At 73.7% G+C, this 16,418-nt stretch carries 14 protein-coding genes; 6 read left to right on the top strand and 8 right to left on the bottom strand.

Going from position 1 to position 16,418, the window contains the following annotated elements:
* Window positions 1-47 precede the first annotated feature (47 nt).
* Window positions 48-2,459: a glycoside hydrolase family 9 protein gene (locus FBY24_RS06255; protein ID WP_142159004.1), complete on the bottom strand. Its 2,412-nt coding sequence runs from the start codon at window positions 2,457-2,459 to the stop codon at window positions 48-50.
* A 200-nt stretch (window positions 2,460-2,659) separates the two neighbouring features.
* Window positions 2,660-3,574: a hypothetical protein gene (locus FBY24_RS06250; protein WP_142159002.1), complete on the bottom strand. Its 915-nt coding sequence runs from the start codon at window positions 3,572-3,574 to the stop codon at window positions 2,660-2,662.
* A gap of 114 nt (window positions 3,575-3,688) precedes the next feature.
* Here FBY24_RS06250 and FBY24_RS06245 point away from each other — a divergent pair, with 114 nt between their 5' ends.
* Entirely contained in the window at window positions 3,689-4,228 is a 540-nt protein-coding gene (locus FBY24_RS06245; protein ID WP_140458261.1) for a peptidylprolyl isomerase, read from the top strand.
* A gap of 29 nt (window positions 4,229-4,257) precedes the next feature.
* Window positions 4,258-5,163, top strand: coding sequence for a rhomboid family intramembrane serine protease (locus tag FBY24_RS06240; protein WP_370510973.1), 906 nt, complete (start codon window positions 4,258-4,260; stop codon window positions 5,161-5,163).
* Window positions 5,164-5,401: 238 nt separating this feature from the next.
* Here the strand turns inward: FBY24_RS06240 and FBY24_RS06235 are convergent, their stop codons facing one another.
* Window positions 5,402-5,650: a cell division protein CrgA gene (locus FBY24_RS06235; protein WP_142163247.1), complete on the bottom strand. Its 249-nt coding sequence runs from the start codon at window positions 5,648-5,650 to the stop codon at window positions 5,402-5,404.
* 192 nt (window positions 5,651-5,842) lie between these two features.
* On the opposite strand from FBY24_RS06235, the gene FBY24_RS06230 reads away from it, so the two are divergent.
* The 4 genes from FBY24_RS06230 to FBY24_RS06220 are packed head-to-tail and all read left to right on the top strand — an operon-like array spanning window position 5,843 to window position 8,319.
* Entirely contained in the window at window positions 5,843-6,688 is an 846-nt protein-coding gene (locus tag FBY24_RS06230; RefSeq protein WP_255432259.1) for a DUF881 domain-containing protein, read from the top strand.
* Complete coding sequence (locus FBY24_RS06225) at window positions 6,685-7,482, top strand: class E sortase (RefSeq protein WP_142159000.1); 798 nt, start codon at window positions 6,685-6,687, stop codon at window positions 7,480-7,482. The genes FBY24_RS06230 and FBY24_RS06225 overlap by 4 nt, the downstream gene beginning before the upstream one ends.
* Before the next feature lie 50 nt (window positions 7,483-7,532).
* Entirely contained in the window at window positions 7,533-7,694 is a 162-nt protein-coding gene (locus FBY24_RS18945) for a hypothetical protein (protein ID WP_160158447.1), read from the top strand.
* 1 nt (window position 7,695) lies between these two features.
* Window positions 7,696-8,319: an aminodeoxychorismate/anthranilate synthase component II gene (locus tag FBY24_RS06220; protein ID WP_142163244.1), complete on the top strand. Its 624-nt coding sequence runs from the start codon at window positions 7,696-7,698 to the stop codon at window positions 8,317-8,319.
* Window positions 8,320-8,417: 98 nt separating this feature from the next.
* On the opposite strand, the gene pknB is transcribed toward FBY24_RS06220, so the two are convergent.
* The 5 genes from pknB to FBY24_RS06195 are packed head-to-tail and all read right to left on the bottom strand — an operon-like array spanning window position 8,418 to window position 16,417.
* A complete protein-coding gene (gene pknB / locus FBY24_RS06215; protein ID WP_142158998.1) occupies window positions 8,418-10,436 on the bottom strand; it encodes a Stk1 family PASTA domain-containing Ser/Thr kinase in 2,019 nt (672 codons plus the stop codon).
* Window positions 10,436-11,878: a serine/threonine-protein kinase gene (locus FBY24_RS06210; RefSeq protein ID WP_142158996.1), complete on the bottom strand. Its 1,443-nt coding sequence runs from the start codon at window positions 11,876-11,878 to the stop codon at window positions 10,436-10,438. Before FBY24_RS06210 ends, pknB begins: the two co-directional genes overlap by 1 nt.
* Window positions 11,875-13,326: a penicillin-binding protein 2 gene (locus FBY24_RS06205; protein ID WP_142158994.1), complete on the bottom strand. Its 1,452-nt coding sequence runs from the start codon at window positions 13,324-13,326 to the stop codon at window positions 11,875-11,877. Before FBY24_RS06205 ends, FBY24_RS06210 begins: the two co-directional genes overlap by 4 nt.
* Window positions 13,323-15,005 carry an FtsW/RodA/SpoVE family cell cycle protein gene (locus FBY24_RS06200; RefSeq protein ID WP_255432258.1) on the bottom strand — a complete coding sequence of 561 codons (1,683 nt, stop codon included), beginning with the start codon at window positions 15,003-15,005 and terminating at the stop codon, window positions 13,323-13,325. The genes FBY24_RS06205 and FBY24_RS06200 overlap by 4 nt, the downstream gene beginning before the upstream one ends.
* Window positions 15,005-16,417, bottom strand: a complete 1,413-nt coding sequence (locus tag FBY24_RS06195) for a PP2C family serine/threonine-protein phosphatase (RefSeq protein WP_142158992.1) — start codon at window positions 16,415-16,417, stop codon at window positions 15,005-15,007. The genes FBY24_RS06200 and FBY24_RS06195 overlap by 1 nt, the downstream gene beginning before the upstream one ends.
* Window position 16,418 lies beyond the last annotated feature (1 nt).

Below are 16,418 nucleotides of genomic sequence, written 5' to 3'. Positions count from 1 at the left end.
TCCCGACCCGGCGACTCGGAGGTCGAGCCGGGTCGGGACCCGTCAGGTCACCCGACCGTGCAGGTCGAGCCGTTGACCGTGAACGCCGTCGGGGACGGGTTCTGGCCGGTGTGCGAGCCGTTGAAGCCCAGGTCGACCGTAGCGCCCGGGGCCAGCGTCGCGTTCCACGCCGCGCCCGTGGCGGTCACCTGCGACCCGGTCTGGGACCACGTCGCGCTCCACCCCTGCGTGAGCTGCTGACCGGCGGGGAACGTGAACCGCAGCGTCCAGGTCACCGGCGCCGTGCCGGTGTTCTTCAGCTTCACGTTCGCCGAGAACCCGGTGTTCCACGAGCTCGTCGCGTAGGTGACGGCGCAGCTCGCCGTGCCCGGCGTCTGGCTGGGCGTCGGGGTCGGGCTGGGCGTCGGCGTGACGGTGGGCGTGGGCGTGGGCGTGGGCGTCGGCGTGACGGTCGGCGTCGGCGTCGGGGTGGGCGTCGGCGTGACGGTCGGCGTCGGCGTGGGCGTCGGGGTCACCGTGCCGTCGGGCTCCGTGCCCCAGACCAGGTCGTCGCCCTCGTAGAGGGTGATCGCCGCCGTCTTCACCGGGTCGCCGGTGGCCGGCAGGCCCGTGAACGACGGGTCGTTCGCCGCCGACCACGTCGAGGACCCCGTGACCCGGAACTGGATCTCCCGGCGGTGCTGCGACTGGCCACCGGGGTGGATGTTCTGGCCCGCGCAGGCGATCTCGGCGTAGTACAGGTCACCGCCGGCGTGCCGCACCGCGCTGGGCTGCGCACCGCACTCGGAGTAGTTCGTCGACACGGACACCGTCGACGGCGCCGCACCCCCGTCGAGCCGGAACCAGTACCGGATCGACGCGTCCCTCAGCGACCGGGCCGGGAAGGCCGAGCGGTTGCGGATGATCGCCTTGACCTCGGTGAACGCACCGGTCTGCGGCTGGTTGAGCTTGGCCTCGACGAACAGCTCGTCCTGGTCCGGCGTCTCCGCCGTCGGGAACCCGGCCAGCGGCGTGCCGCCGTACTCCTCGACCAGCAGCGCGAGCGCCCCGGTGAAGCCGGCGTTGTAGTCGGTCGCGACCTCGTTGGCCACGTAGTCCTGCCGGTCGTCGACGTAGGCGTCGTTCGCCGAGCCGGGACCGCCGACGAGCGCACCGTAGAGCACGTGCCGGTTGTCGGTGGGCGTGCTGATCGCGTCGGACCACGAGCCGTGCGCGGTCCGGTGGTGCGGGTTCTTCGGCGGGTTGGTGCCGAAGCCGACCACGTAGGACGAGTTGCGCGGGTTGTCGCCCAGCGCGTAGTCGATCTGGCTCACGCCGAAGTCGTGGTAGCGCGCCTTGCGGGTCGCGTCGCTCGTCCAGTCCGCGTAGACCAGCGCCACGAAGGCCGTGTTCGCGGCGTACCGCAGGGAGCCCCAGGTGTCGAGCACGGCCTGGCCGCCCGGCGAGTACGGCACCCGCTGCCCGTTGACGCCGACCGTCCAGTAGTCGAGCCACCGGTTCGCGTCGTCCACGTAGACCTGCTTGCCGGTCGCCCGGGCCAGCAGCACGTAGGTGCCGAACTGCTTGTTGTCCCAGGCCAGGGTCCACTTGTAGGACTTGGTGGTGCTCTGGTTCTCGGTGCCGAGCCGGGCGTACTCGGACTCCGCCTTGGCCAGGTACGACGCCTCCCCCGTCGCCGCGTGCAGCCAGTACGCGCCCCACACGAGCTCGTCCTGGTAGCCCGACCACGAGCGGTAGTAGGACTGCGCGTCGGTCACGCAGTCGGAGTAGGCGCCGCGGTACGTGTCGGCGAACGTGTACAGCTGGCGCGCGTGCGTGAGCAGCGTGCTCGCGTACGCCGGGTCGTCGGCCTTGAAGACCATCGACGCCGAGGCCAGCGCGGCGGCCGTCTCGGCGGCGACGTCCGAGCCGGGGCAGGACGCGGTGATCTTGTACGCCGGGCGGGCCATGGTCATGACCTCGGCGGGACCCCACCACTTGTGGTCGTCGCCGCCGTTGCCCACCTGCACGTAGAGCTCGTTCGGCGCGGTGTGCGCCTTGACGAAGTAGTCGGTGGCCCAGCGCAGGTTGTCCTTGAGCTCGTCCATCTGGCCGGCCTGCTGGTAGCCGGCAGGGCTCTCGAGCGCGCCCCAGGCGAGCATCGTCGCGGTGTACGCCATCGGCAGGCCGAACTTCACGTGGTCGCCCGCGTCGTACCAGCCGCCGGTCAGGTCGTGGCCGACGTCGGCGCCGTCGGCCATGCCGGAGTCCCCGCGCCAGCTCACCGCGAAGTCGTCGGGCAGGTCGCCGGAGCGCTGCGCCTGGTAGAAGAACATCGACTTCTGCAGCGCCTCGGCGTAGTTGTACGTGGGGGCGGCCGCGGCACCGGTGGCGAGCGGCACGCCGAGGCCGGCGACGGCCAGGGCGGCGGCGACGGTGCCGGCCCAGAGGCGTCGTCGGGCGGGGGCAGGACGGGGCATGGCGGGGCCTTCCGTGACGGTCGACGAGCGCGTGGAGCGCTCCCACCTGCCGCCGGCGACCTCGGCGTCGTCGCGGTCAGGTCTCGCCGGATCGTCCCGACGCGCACCCCCGCGGGTCAACGCCCGAAAGGTTTAGGCCCTCGCCGCGGACACGGGGCGGCCCCCGACGCGGGTGCGTCGGGGGCCGTCGGGCGTGCAGGTCAGGACGCGTCGGTGCCGGCGTCCGGGGTCTTGGGCGACGAGCGACGGGTGACCTTGCGGGCGGTCTCCTCGGCGGCGTCCTTGGCCTCGTGCACCTTCTCCGCGAGGTCCTCCGACGCGGTGCTCAGCGCCTCGCCGGCCTTCTTCGCGGCGTCACGGCTCTTGGTCACCGCGGCACCGGCGGCCTCGCCCACGGCGTCCGCGGCGTCACCGACGGCGTCCGTCAGGTCCTCGCGGGCGTGCTGGGCGCGGGCCCGCAGCGAGTCGGCGCCCTCGGCGGGCTCCCACGGCTCGGCCCACGGGTCGGTCGTCGAGCGCGACCGCGCCCACGCGAACGCCGCGGCACCGGCCCCGACGATCCCCGCGACGACGAGGAAGACCTTCGTGCCCGAGTGCGAGCGGTCGGCCTTCTGCGCGGCCTTCGCGGCCTTGTGGGCCTCCTTGCCGGCGCGCTTGGCGGCCTTCTTCGCGCTCTTGGCGACCTTGCCGGAGTGCTTCGTCGCGGCCGCGGCGGCGGCCCCCGACGCGTGCTCCACGGTGGCCCCGGCCTTGACCGCGGCCTCGTTGAGGGCGGCGACCACCTTCGGGATGAGCTCGTCGACCAGCTTGTCGTGCGCCGTGTCGATCGCCGGCGTCGCCTTCTGCGCGGCCTTCTCGACCTGCGGCGCCGTCGCCTTCACGGACTCCTTGTAGAGGTGCTCCATGCGGGGCAGCAACCAGTCGATGAACGCCTCGACGCGCGGGGTCGTCCAGTCCTTGGCGTGCCCTGCTGCGTCCGAGGCGCGCACCGCGGCGTCCTTGGCGCCCTCCCGGGCGTGGGACGCGGCGTCGGCGAACGTCGCGCCGAGGTCCGCCGCCTGGCCCTTGAGGCGCTCGGTGTCGACGTCGATCTTCGGACGATGGGTGAAACTCATGGCCACTCCCGACGGGTCGTACGGTCCTGGGGCTGTGACCTCCCACTCTGCCACCGTGGGCCTGACTTCGCCCTTCGCACGCGCGCAGCACGCCGACGATGGGAGACTGGGCGCATGTTCGCGACCATCCACACCTCCGCCGGTGACATCCGGGTCGAGCTCTTCGAGAACCACGCCCCGCGCACCGTCGAGAACTTCGTCGGTCTCGCCCAGGGCACGATCGAGTGGACCGACCCCACGTCCGGCCAGCCGCGCACCGACCCGCTCTACAAGGACCTCGTGTTCCACCGCGTCATCGAGGGCTTCATGATCCAGGGCGGCGACCCGCTCGGGAACGGCCGGGGCGGCCCGGGCTACACCTTCGACGACGAGATCCACCCCGAGCTCAGCTTCAACGAGCCCTACCTGCTCGCGATGGCCAACGCCGGCAAGCGCATGGACCCCGTGACCGGCAAGGTCGGCGGCACCAACGGCTCGCAGTTCTTCGTCTCCGTCGCGGCCACGACGTGGCTCAACGGCAAGCACACGATCTTCGGCAAGGTCGCCGACGACGCGAGCCGTGCGGTCGTCGACGCGATCGCGACGACGCCCGTGCGCCCCGGCGACCGTCCGGTCCAGGACGTCGTCCTCACGTCGGTCACCGTCGAGGACTGATCATCAGCACGCCTGCCCCGGGCCCGTCCGTGCCCGAGCCCCCCGCCCGCCCCGCCGACCCGGCGGCGGCGGGCGGCGGGCTGCCCGGGGCGGGCCCGCACCAGTCGGACGCCGCCGAGCCCGTGTGCCCGCGGCACCCCGACCGCGTCGCGTACGTCCGCTGCCAGCGGTGCGCGCGCCCGGCCTGCCCGGAGTGCCAGCGCCCCGCGGCAGTGGGGGTGCACTGCGTGGACTGCGTGGCCGCCGCCGCGAAGACCGTCCGCACGGGGCGCACCGTCTTCGGCGGGCGCCTGCACCAGGGCCGCCCGGTCGTGACGATCACGATCATCGCGCTGTGCGCTGCGAGCTACGTCGCCCAGCTGGTGGTCGGTTGGTGGACCGGAGCGTGGATCTTCAACCCGGTGTACGGCGCCTACCAGCCGTGGCGCTTCCTCACCGCGGCGTTCCTGCACTCTTCGGGGCAGATCTTCCACATCCTGTTCAACATGATCGCGCTGTGGATGGTCGGCCCGTACCTCGAGCAGACGCTCGGGCGGGCGCGCTACGCCACGCTCTACCTGCTCAGCGCGATCGGCGGCTCCGTCGCCGCCGTGCTGCTGGCCCCCCTGCTCGGCTGGGACCAGTGGATCGTCGGTGCGTCGGGTGCCGTGTTCGGCCTCTTCGGCGCCGTCCTCGTGGTGCTGCGGCGCCTGGGCCGTGACGCCGGCGGGATCGTCGGCATCCTCGTCATCAACGGCGTCCTCGGGTTCGTCCTGCCGAACGTCGCCTGGCAGGCGCACCTCGGCGGCCTGCTCGTCGGCGCCGCCCTGGGGGCCGCCTACGCCTACGCCCCGCGCGAGCGCCGCACCCTCGTCGCCGTGGGCGCCACCGTGGCCGTCAGCGCCGTCCTCGTGGTGTCCACGCTCGTGGCCTACGCCGCCGTCGGCCTCGTCTGACCCCCGCCCGGGTCCGTCCGACGACGGCCGCAGGGGCGGAGCGCGGGCTACGCGGGGTGCTGCCCGATTCGCCCGGGTATGACCGTCCCCAGGTTTGCTCACACCTGGGGAACAGTGCTCACGACCTGGGGAATCCCACCGGTGTAACTATCCACACGCTTGTGCACGACGTGGGGACGAGGCCCCTCATCCTGTGGATGAGGCTGTGGGTAAGTCGGTCACCCTGTGGACGACGGGCTCAGCGCCACCGCGTGAGCATGCCGAACCCGACGATGATGAAGCCGAACCCGACCGCGAGGTTCCACTGGCCGAGGGCCCCGACCGGGTACGCCGTGCTCGTCAGGTACGTCGTCACCAGCCACAGCAGACCGAAGATCATCAGGCCCAGCGACGTCGGCAGGAACCACCGCGGCAGCGGCTTCGGCGCGGACGCCTTGGTGGGCGGAGGCGTGTACGTCGCCTTCTTGCGCGACTTCGACTCGGGCACGGCGGTGCTCCTCACGTGGACTCGACGCCGGCGTGCCCCCACGACGCGTCGTGACGGGTGCCGGTGGGCACTCGTCCGTCGCACGGGCCCCGCCCGGCGCCGGACGTGACCTAGCGTAGTGCCGTGCACCGCGCGTCCGTCGCGGTGCCGCACGCGCGCACCCGCGCGAGAGCAGCCGTGAGGGAGCCGCCGGTGAACCAGCACCTGCACCGCGCCCCCGTCGCCGCGCCCTCCGACGTGGCCGCACCGACCCCGGCCGGTCGCGCCAGCGGCTGGTGGCCGCCGCGTCGGATCGCCCGCGGGGCGCTCGCCGTCGGGCTCGTGCTCGCACTCTCGGGGCTGATGTTCACCGTCAACGCCCGCGCCTCCGCCGACGGCGGCTCGCGCCACCCGCAGAACCTCGCCGAGCTCTCCCAGCAGGAGGCCGCCACCGTCGAGCGCCTCTCCTCCGAGGTCGACACGCTGCGTGCCGCCGTCGAGCGGCTCACCGAGCAGCAGAACGCCGCCGCGGGCCTCACGCCCGAGCCCCCGACCGCGGGCCAGCTCGTCGCCGGCGGGACCGTGCCCGTGACCGGGCCGGGGCTCACGGTCGTCCTCGACGACGCGCCCGCCGAGTCGCGACGCACCGACGTCAACCCCGACCTCCTCGTGGTCCACCAGCAGGACCTGCAGTCGGTGATGAACGCGCTCTGGGCCGGCGGGGCCGAGGCCATGGGGCTCATGGACCAGCGCGTGATCGCCACCAGCGCCTTCCGCTGCGTCGGCAACGTGCTGCGCCTCCACGGGCGCATCTACTCCCCGCCCTACGTGGTCCAGGTCGTCGGCGACCCCGTGCGGCTGCGAGCCGCCCTCGCCGCGTCCCCCGCCGTCGCCGGGTACGTCCGCGACGCCGGCGACCTCGGCCTCGGCTGGTCCGTCCAGGACCAGAGCACCGTCGAGCTGCCCGCCTACTCCGGCGCCACCGAGCTGACCTGGGCCGACGTCCCCGACGGTGTCGACGTGCTGCCCGGCCTCCCCGCCGACGAGGAGACGACGTGACGACCGCAGCACCCGCCCGCACGACGCGGCGGTACCGCCCGCCCGCGCACGCCCGCGCGCCCCGTCCCGGCCGGGGCAGCTCGGTCGCCTACGGGGTCGTGGGGGTCGTCGGCGAGCTCCTCATCACCCTCGGCGTGCTGCTGCTCGGGTTCCTGCTGTGGCAGCTGTGGTGGACGGATGTCGAGGCCGACCGGGTCCAGGCCGACATCGTGCAGTCCCTGCCCTTCGAGCCGGCACCCACGGCAGACCCCGCCGCCGAGGGCCCCGACGTCGCCGAGCCGCGCCGCGACGAGCCGCCGGTGGCACCCGTGCCCGAGCACGCCGAGTCGTTCGCGACCCTGCAGGTCCCGCGCTGGGCCGGTGAGCCCGAGCGGCCCATCAGCGAGGGCACGGACCGCGAGACCGTCCTCGACGTGCTCGGCATCGGCCGCTACGAGGGCACCGCGATGCCCGGCGAGGTCGGCAACTTCGCGCTCGCCGCGCACCGCGTGACCTACGGCAAGCCGTTCAACCGCATCGAGGAGCTGCAGACCGGCGACCCGCTCGTCGTCCGCACGGCGGACACCTGGTACGTCTACCGCGTCACGTCGACGCAGGTCGTCCTGCCGTCCCAGGTGGACGTCATCGCCCCGACCCCGAACCAGCCCGGCGTGGCACCCACGGAGCGGTCGATCACCCTCACGACCTGCCACCCGATGTTCTCGGCGCGCGAGCGGTACGTCGTGCACGGCGTGCTGGACTACTGGGCGCCCGTGGCCGACGGCACCCCCGCCGAGCTGCTCCCGGACGCCTGACGCGTGACCACCGCGCGGACGGCGGCTGGGCACCACGACCAAGGAGGCTCATGATGTACGGATGGCTGTGGCGGCACCTGCCCGGCCCGACGCCCGTGCGCGCCGTCCTTGCGCTCGCGCTCGCGGCGGCGGTCGTCGCGGCGTGCTTCCTGTGGGTGTACCCCGCGGTCGCCCCGTACATGCCCTTCAACGAGACCACGGTGGGTGAGTGACGTGACGCGGATCCTCGTCGTCGACAACTACGACTCGTTCGTCTACACGATCGTCGGCTACCTCGACCAGCTCGGCGCCAAGACGGAGGTCGTCCGCAACGACGCCGTGCCGTCGGCCGCCGAGCGTGCGGGCTACGACGGCGTGCTCGTCTCGCCCGGCCCGGGCACCCCGGCCGACGCGGGCCAGAGCATGCAGGTGATCCGCGACTGCGCGCAGGCCGGCACGCCCATGCTCGGCGTGTGCCTGGGCCACCAGGCCCTGGGCGAGGTGTTCGGCGGCACCGTCACGCACGCGCCCGAGCTCATGCACGGCAAGACCAGCCAGGTCGAGCACGACGGCACCGGGGTGCTCGCCGGCCTGCCGTCGCCGTTCACCGCGACGCGGTACCACTCGCTCGCCGTCGTCGACGGCACGTGCTCCGACGAGCTGGTCGTCACCGCGCGCGCGAACGGCATCATCATGGGCCTGCAGCACCGTGAGCTGCCGCTGCACGGCGTGCAGTTCCACCCCGAGTCGGTGCTCACCGAGGGCGGGCACCGGCTGCTCGCCAACTGGCTGACGCTGTGCGGCGCGCAGGACGCCGTCGAGCGCTCCGCGGGCCTGCACCCGCTCGTCCGGCTCTGACGGCCCCGCGGCCCGCGCTGCGCGGCTGCCGCGGCCCCGACGCACGAAGGGCCCCCGCAACCTGTCGGTCGCGGGGGCCCTTCGTCAGTGCCGGTCGGTCACCACGGCCAGCCGGTGTCCTCGCCGTCGCCCTCGGCCGGCGGCGTCGTCTCCCCGCCCCCGTTGTTGCCGGTCGAGACGTACAGCGTGATCTCCTGGTTCAGACCGACCTCGGTCCCGCCCTGCGGGGAGACCGCCGTGACGGTCCCCTGCGGCTGGCTGGTCCCCTGCTGGTCCTGGCGCGCGACGTTGTTCAGGCCCGCGTTCTGCAGCTCGCGCACCGCCTGGTCGTAGGTCATCCCCACCAGGTTCGTCGGCACCGTCGCCGTGCTCGGGGCCTCGGCGACGCCCAGGTTGATCGTCGTGCCGGCCTGCACCACGTCGCCCTCGGCTCGGTCCTGCTGGACCACCGTGCCCTCGGCCTGGTCGCGGCTCTCGACGGGGGAGCTGTTGACGTTCAGGCCCAGCTCGGCGAGCTCGGACTGCGCGACCTCGATGTTCTTGCCCACGACGTTCGGGACGGTGACGTTCCCGCTCGCGACGAACAGGGTGACCTGCTGCCCCGGAGCCACGGTCGCGCCCGCGGCGGGCTCCGTACCGATCGCGATGCCGGCGTCGACCGACGGGTCGTCGCGCTGCTCGACGTTGACCACCAGACCCTGACCCTCGAGGACAGCCCTCGCGTCGGCCTCCGAGCGACCGGCCACGTCGTCGACCTGCACCGAGCCAGGCCCCGTCGAGACCGTGACGAGGACGACCTCGCCGTCCTCGGCCTGCGTACCGGCCTCGGGGTCGGTGCTGACGACCAGGCCCTCGGCGATCGAGTCGTCCGCCGCCTCGGCCCGCCGGGTCTCGAAACCGAGCGCCGTCAGCTCGGCGACCGCGTCGTCGTACTCCATCTCGACGACGTCCGGCACCGCGACGGTCTCCGGCGCCTGGGGCTGGTTGCCCTGCACGAGCATCCAGATGATCCCGAGGACCGCCAGCACGGCGATGATCGAGAGCACCCAGACCAGCCAGGGGCGCTTGTTCTCGTCCTCGTCGTCCTCACGGTCCGTGGTGGCCGTGGTGGCGGCCAGCTGCGTGCCGCCCCACGGCTGCATCGCCGGCGGCATGGCCTGCGTCGCGTCCGCGGCGGGAAGCGGCGCCATGAGCTGCGTCGTCTCGGCTCCGCCCAGGGGCGCCACCGCGGCACCGACGGCGGGCGCGCCCACGGCCTGCCCGCGCAGCATCGCCTCGAGGTCGGCACGGAACTCCGCGGCCGACGAGTAGCGGGCGTCGCGCTCCTTGGCCAGCGCCTTGAGCGTGATGCGGTCCAGCGTCTCGGGCACGTCGGAGGCGATCGAGCTCGGCACCGGCGGGATCTCGCGCACGTGCTGGTAGGCGACGGCGACGGGGGAGTCGCCGATGAACGGCGGGCGACCCGTGAGCATCTCGAACAGCAGGCAGCCGCTGGAGTACAGGTCGGACCGGGCGTCGACCTGCTCGCCACGGGCCTGCTCGGGCGACAGGTACTGCGCGGTGCCGATCACGGCCTGCGTCTGCGTCATCGTCGCCGCGGAGTCCGCGACGGCGCGGGCGATGCCGAAGTCCATCACCTTGACGGCGCCCGTCGGGGTGATCATGACGTTCGCGGGCTTGATGTCGCGGTGGACGATGCCCGCGTGGTGCGAGTACTCCAGCGCCGAGAGGACGCCCGCGGCGATCTCCACGGCCTCCTCGATCGGCACCGCGTGCCCGTCGCGCAGGATGTCGCGGACCGTGTGGCCCTCGACGTACTCCATGACGATGAACGGCACGTGCTGCACCACACCGGTGGGCTCGGTGATGACGTCCTCGCCCGTGTCGTACACCGCCACGATCGCGGGGTGGTTCAGGGCTGCCGCCGACTGCGCCTCGCGTCGGAACCTGTTCTGGAACGAGGGGTCCCGGGCCAGGTCGGACCGCAGGATCTTGATCGCGACGGTGCGGCCGAGCCGCGTGTCGTGGCCGATGTGCACCTCGGCCATGCCGCCGCGCCCGATCAGCTCGCCGACCTCGTACCGTGCGGCAAGGATGCGGGATGCGTGATCCACCACTAGGCGTCCTTCACTTCCGTCGCTCGCGGCGCACGGGCGTCCGCCCACGTCCGGCCTACCTGGTCGCTGCCCGCGGCCGTCTGCGCCTGCTCCGGGCAGATCATCCCATCCGACCAGCGTGCACGAGGGTACTGGTCGGACGTGCCGCAGGGGAGCACGACCGGTCTCGTGACGGTCACGGTTGCGGCCGTCTGCGTCACCGACGTGCCCCCGGCGCCGTCCGCGCCGATCATCCGGTCCGCGAGGAGGGCACCCAGCAGGGCGACGAGGACGAGGATCACGACCGCGACCGGCAGCCGCACCCGGTACCCGCCGACCCCGACCTCGCGGGGGAGGCGGTCGAGCCAGGACCGCGGCGGACCGTGCTGCCCCGCCCGGTGCGCGCCACCCGTGACGGGCGGCGCGGCGCGGCGGCCGCTCGGCCGGGACGGCTCGCCACGGCCGGCGCGCTCGCGCCGGGTCGTCGGCTGGTACGACGGGGGCGTCGCGTCGCCCGGACGGGGCGACGCGGGGCGGCCGGCGACGGGTGCGGGTGCGGGCTTGCGCTCCGCGGGCTCGCCGCGCCGCCCGTCCGCCGCGCGCCGGGGCGTCGACGTGAAGACCGGGATCCCGCCGGCCGGTGTGCGCGGCGCCATCCGGTCGAGCAGCTCGGCGAGCTCCTCGCCCGACGCGGGCCGCTCGCTCGGCTCCTTCGACAGCAGGCGCATGACCAGCGCGCCGAGCTTCTTGTCGGCGTGCGACGGCAGCGGCGGCACCGGGTCGTTGACGTGCGCGACCGCGATGTCGACGGCCGTCGGGCCGGTGAACGGGCGGTGCCCGGCCATGGCCTCGTACGCGACCACGCCGAGCGAGTACAGGTCGGACAAGGGCGTGGCGGCCTTGCCGACGGCCTGCTCGGGGGACAGGTACTGGGCGGTCCCCATGACCATGCCCGTCGCTGTCATGGTCTTCTGGTCCGTGGCCAGCGAGACGCCGAAGTCGGTGATCTTCACCTTGCCCTGCCGGGCCAGCAGGATGTTGCCCGGCTTGACATCGCGGTGCACGACGCCCGCCACGTGCGCGGCGTGCAGGCCGCGCGCCGACTGCGCGAGGATCGGCACGAGGGCGCGGGGCTTGAGCACGGGCTCGCGCTCGAGCAGGTCGCTCAGCGGCTCGCCGACGACGAGCTCCATGACGAGGTACGCGGAGCCGTCCTGCTCGCCGTAGTCGAACAGCGCGGCGATGTTCGGGTGCGACAGCGCCGCGGAGTTGCGCGCCTCGGTGCGGAAGCGCTCGAGGAACCCCGCGTCGCCCGCGTACTCCTCGCGCAGCACCTTGACCGCGACGGGCCGGGCCAGGGCGTCGTCCTTGGCCTCCCAGACCTCGCCCATCCCGCCCACGGCGATGCGTCGCAGCAGCCGGTACCGGCCGTCCCCGAGCGCCACACCATGCGTCGTCCTCATCCGCCGAGCACCGCCTCCATGACGGCGCGCGCGATGGGCGCGGCCACCTGACCACCGGTCGCCTCGTTGCCGAGCGACCCCCCGTTCTCGACCAGCACCGCGACCGCGACCTGCGGGTCGTCGGCGGGCGCGAACGAGGTGAACCACGCGTGCGGGGGCTGACCCTCGACGGTCTGCGCCGTGCCCGTCTTGCCCGCCACGCGCACGCCCGAGATCTGCGCGGACGTCGCGGTGCCGTCCTCCACGACGCCGACCATCATCTCGGTGAGCGCGTCGGCGTTCTCCTCCGAGAGGGGCTGCGAGTACCGCTCCGGGTCGGTCTCCGACACGACCGTGAGGTCGGCGGAGCGGACGGTGTCGACCAGGTACGGTCGCATGAGCTCCCCGTCGTTGGCGATCGCCGCGACGACCATGGCCATCTGCAGCGGCGTGGCCTGCACGTCGCGCTGCCCGATGGCGGACTGCGCGAGCGACGGCGGGTCGAGCTCGGAGGGGAAGACGCTGCCCGTGACGGGCAGCGGCACGGTGAGCGAGTCGTCGCCGAACCCGAACCGCTCGGCCTGCTCGGCGATCGCGTCCTCGCCCAGGTCGAGGCCCAGCTGGGCGAACGACGTGTTGCACGAGACGCGCAGCGCGTTCGCCAGCGTCACCGGGTCGCTGCCGCACCCGCCCCCGCCGAAGTTGCCGATCGTCGACGACGTCTGCGGGATGTCGAGCTCGACGGGCGCGGGCAGCTCGGTCGCGCTCGTGTAGTCGCCGCTCTCGAGCGCGGCCGCCGCCGTCACCAGCTTGAACGTCGACCCGGGCGCGTACCGCTCCTGGGTGGCGTTGCTGCGCAGCGGGTTGCCGTCCGCGACGCTGAGCAGGTTGTACGCCGCCGAGGCGTCGCTCGTCGAGTGCACGGCGAGCTCGTTCGGGTCGAACCCGGGCGTGGACACCAGGGCGAGGATCCGACCCGTGGACGGCTCGATCGCCACGACCGCGCCCTGCTGGTCGCCGAGCCCGGCCCGGGCCGCCTCCTGGGCGGCGGGCAGGATGGTCGTCTCGACCGCGGCGCCCTCGGGCGTGCGACCGGTGAGGAGGTCCCGCACGCGCGTGAAGAACAGCTGGTCGGAGTCGCCCGTGAGGACCTCGTTGGAGGCCTTCTCGAGCTGGCTGCGGCCGTTGACCACCGAGTAGAAGCCGGTCACCGCGGAGTACAGCTCGCCGTTCGCGTACGTGCGCTGGTACCCGAAAGGGTCGTCGACAGGGGTCGAGGACGCGATCGCCTCGCCGGCCACGACGATCGGCCCGCGGGCGTTGTTGTACTCGCGGTACAGGGTGCGGGAGTTGCGGGTGTCGTTGTTCAGCGCGTCGGCCTGCACGTACTGCACCCACGTGGCGCTGCCCATGAGAGCCACCATGAGGGCCAGCATGATCGTGGCCAGGCGGCGGACCGGGGTGTTCACCGTCCGTCACCTCCGATCCACTGCGTGTGCTGGTCGTCCGGGCCCTCGGCGGGGCGCGCGCTGCGGCGCACCGGCCCGGTGGCGGTCGCAGGGGCGGGTGCCTGCGGGGTGCCGCCCCGCGGCGTGCTCGTCCGGGGCACACCCAGCCGGGGGGTCCCTGCCCGGGGCGTGCCCGCCTGGGGCGTGCCGGGAGGCGGGCCGTCGAGCCCTTCGATCAGCGACGTCTCGTCGTCCGAGCCGCGCCGGTCACCCCGGTCGTCGGCCGGGCCGTCGCCGCGACCGGCGACCTCCGTGGCCGTGGACACGGGGACGCCGCTGTCGGGGGTCAGGACCGGGGTCATCGCGGGTGCCGGCCGGCGGGCCTCGTCCGAGATCCGCAGCAGCAGCGCCACGATCACCCAGTTCGCGACGAGCGAGGAGCCGCCGTACGCGAGGAACGGCGTCGTCAGCCCGGTCAGCGGGATGAGGCGGGTGACGCCGCCGACGACGATGAACAGCTGCAGGGCGACGACGAAGGACAGGCCGCCGGCCATGAGCTTGCCGAACCCGTCGCGGACGCCGATGGCGGTGCGCATGCCGCGCTGGAACAGGATCGTGTAGAGCACGAGGATGGCGAGCAGCCCGGTGAGCCCGAGCTCCTCGCCCATCGAGGCGATGATGAAGTCCGACTCGGCGTACGGCACGATGTCCGGCCGTCCCTGGCCCCACCCGGTGCCGAACAGCCCGCCGTTGGCCATGCCGAACAGCCCGCGCACGAGCTGGCCGGAGCCGCCGGGGTCGCGGTCGTAGATCTCGGGGTCGAGCGCGTGCAGCCACACGTCGAACCGGGCCGCCACGTGGCCGAACGTGGACGCCGCCGCGGCGGCGCCGCCGACGAACAGCAGCAGGCCGATGACGATCCAGCTCGTCCGCTCGGTGGCCACGTACAGCATCGCGACGAACAGGCCGAAGAACAGCAGGGACGTGCCCAGGTCGCGCTGGAGCACGAGGACCACCAGCGAGACCGCCCACACGATGATGATCGGCCCCAGGTCGCGCGCCCGCGGCAGCTGCAGGCCGAGCACCTTCTTGCCGGCCAGCGCGAGCGTGTCGCGGTGCGTGACGAGGTACCCGGCGAAGAACACGGCGAAGGCGATCTTCGCGAACTCCGCCGGCTGCATGCCGGCCGGGCCGAGCGAGACCCAGATGCGCGCGCCGTTGATCTCGGTGCCGATCGGCGTGAGCGGCAGGAGCACCAGCGCCAGGCCCGCGACCATCGCCGTGTACATGTACCGGCGCAGCGTGCGGTGGTCGCGCAGCACGAGCAGCACGGCGATCGCCAGGCCCACGCTGATCGCCGCCCAGGCGAGCTGCTTGTCCGCGAAGTCGGACGTACGGCCGCGCTCGGCGTACGCGATCGAGATGCGGTAGATCATCGCCAGGCCGATGCCGTTGAGCGCGACGACGACCGGCAGGATCACGGGGTCGGCGTACGGCGCGCGCAGGCGCAGCACCACGTGCACGGCCAGCGCGAGCACGGTGGTGCCGACGGCGTAGGCGATCACGTGCTGGGGGACCTCGCCGGTCATGCCGAGCCCCGCGAGCACGTACCCGGCGATGCCGAGGCCGAGCGCGGGCACGAGCAGCACGAGCTCGGTGCCGCGTCCCGCCCGCACCCGGTGGGGCTGGATGCTGGCCATCATGACTCCGTCTTGTCCGCGGGTGCGCCCGCCCCGGCGGGCGCGGCGTCCGCGGTGGGGGTGCTCTTCGGGGTGGGCGACGGCGTGGGCGTCGGCGTCGGGGTCGCGGTGGGCTCGGCGGTCGCCGTCGGCCCGGGCTCGACGACCGCGGCCTCGGCGTCCTCGGCCAGCGTCGCCACGAGCGCGCGCGCCTCGTCGAGGTTCGCCGCGCTGATCGTCGCCGCCACGCGCTCCTGCACGTAGGCGGGCAGGTCGGCGACGACCACGTCGCTGGTCTCGACGACGTCGGCCAGCTCCAGCGGGCCGAGCGTCTGCGGGATGCCGCGGAACACCGCGACGCTCCCCTCGGACGCACCGACGAAGTACTGGTCCTGCGTCCACACGTACGTCAGCGCGGTCAGGCCGACGACACCGAGGATCGCGAGCACCCAGGTCACGACGATGCCCACGCGGCGCGGGGGCGGTGCGAGCTCCTCGTCCTCGACCGCGCGGTGCAGCACCAGCTCCGCGCCGGTGGCCGCGGCCGGGTCGGGCACGGCCTCGATCTCCCCGGTGCCGCGCTGCGTCAGCCACGCGGCGCGCGCGGCGGGGCCGTCCGCCGCGGCGGAGGGGCGGCGTCGGGAGAGCGCGGCGGCACCCACGACCGTCGCCGCGGTGCCGGGCAGCGCGCCGTCGGGCAGGTCGTCGAGCTCGACGACGTCGGCGAGCACCACGGACACGTTGTCGCCGCCGCCGGCGCGCAGCGCGAGCTGCACCAGCCGGTCGGCGCACACGTCGACGTCCGCGATGGTCGCGAGCGTCTCCTCGATGGTCTCCGCCGAGACGAACCCCGACAGGCCGTCGGAGCACAGCAGCCACCGGTCGCCGACGCGGGCCTCGCGCACGGACAGGTCCGCGGTGACCTCGGCGTCGAAGTCGCCCAGGACCCGCATGACCACGGACCGCTGCGGGTGGTGCTCGGCCTCCTCGGGCGTGATCTTGCCCGTGTCGACGAGGTGCTGGACGAACGTGTGGTCCGTGGTGACCTGCGCGAGGTGCCCCTCGCGGAACAGGTACCCGCGCGAGTCGCCGAGGTGCACCATCGCGAGCTTGTTGCCGGCCCGCAGGATCGCGGTGACCGTCGTGCCCATGCCGGCGAGGTCCGGGTCGGCCTGGCTGCGGGCGATGATCTCGGCGCGCGCGTCGTCGAGCGCGACCTCGAGCTCGTCGAGGGCGTCGTCGGGGCCGTGGGACTCGCCGTCGAGCGGGGCGAACGCGGCCACGGCCACGGACGACGCCACGTCGCCCCCCGCGTGCCCGCCCATGCCGTCGGCGACGACGAGCAGGTGCGGACCGGCGTACGCCGAGTCCTGGTTGTCGCTGCGGACGAGACCGACGTCCGAGCGCGCCGCGTAGCGCAGGGCGACCGTCACC

Source organism: Cellulomonas sp. SLBN-39 (assembly GCF_006715865.1).
Taxonomy (GTDB): domain Bacteria; phylum Actinomycetota; class Actinomycetes; order Actinomycetales; family Cellulomonadaceae; genus Cellulomonas.
Note: the sequence above shows the minus strand (reverse complement) of the source record. Positions and strands in the feature narration are given on the sequence as shown.

What these genes read in the sequence shown, in the direction of transcription:
- FBY24_RS06255 (WP_142159004.1), bottom strand. Translation starts at nt 2,459, where the DNA reads ATGCCCCGTCCTGCCCCCGCCCGACGACGCCTCTGGGCCGGCACCGTC.
- FBY24_RS06250 (WP_142159002.1), bottom strand. Translation starts at nt 3,574, where the DNA reads ATGAGTTTCACCCATCGTCCGAAGATCGACGTCGACACCGAGCGCCTC.
- FBY24_RS06245 (WP_140458261.1), top strand. Translation starts at nt 3,689, where the DNA reads ATGTTCGCGACCATCCACACCTCCGCCGGTGACATCCGGGTCGAGCTC.
- FBY24_RS18945 (WP_160158447.1), top strand. Translation starts at nt 7,533, where the DNA reads ATGATGTACGGATGGCTGTGGCGGCACCTGCCCGGCCCGACGCCCGTG.
- FBY24_RS06210 (WP_142158996.1), bottom strand. Translation starts at nt 11,878, where the DNA reads ATGAGGACGACGCATGGTGTGGCGCTCGGGGACGGCCGGTACCGGCTG.
- FBY24_RS06200 (WP_255432258.1), bottom strand. Translation starts at nt 15,005, where the DNA reads ATGGCCAGCATCCAGCCCCACCGGGTGCGGGCGGGACGCGGCACCGAG.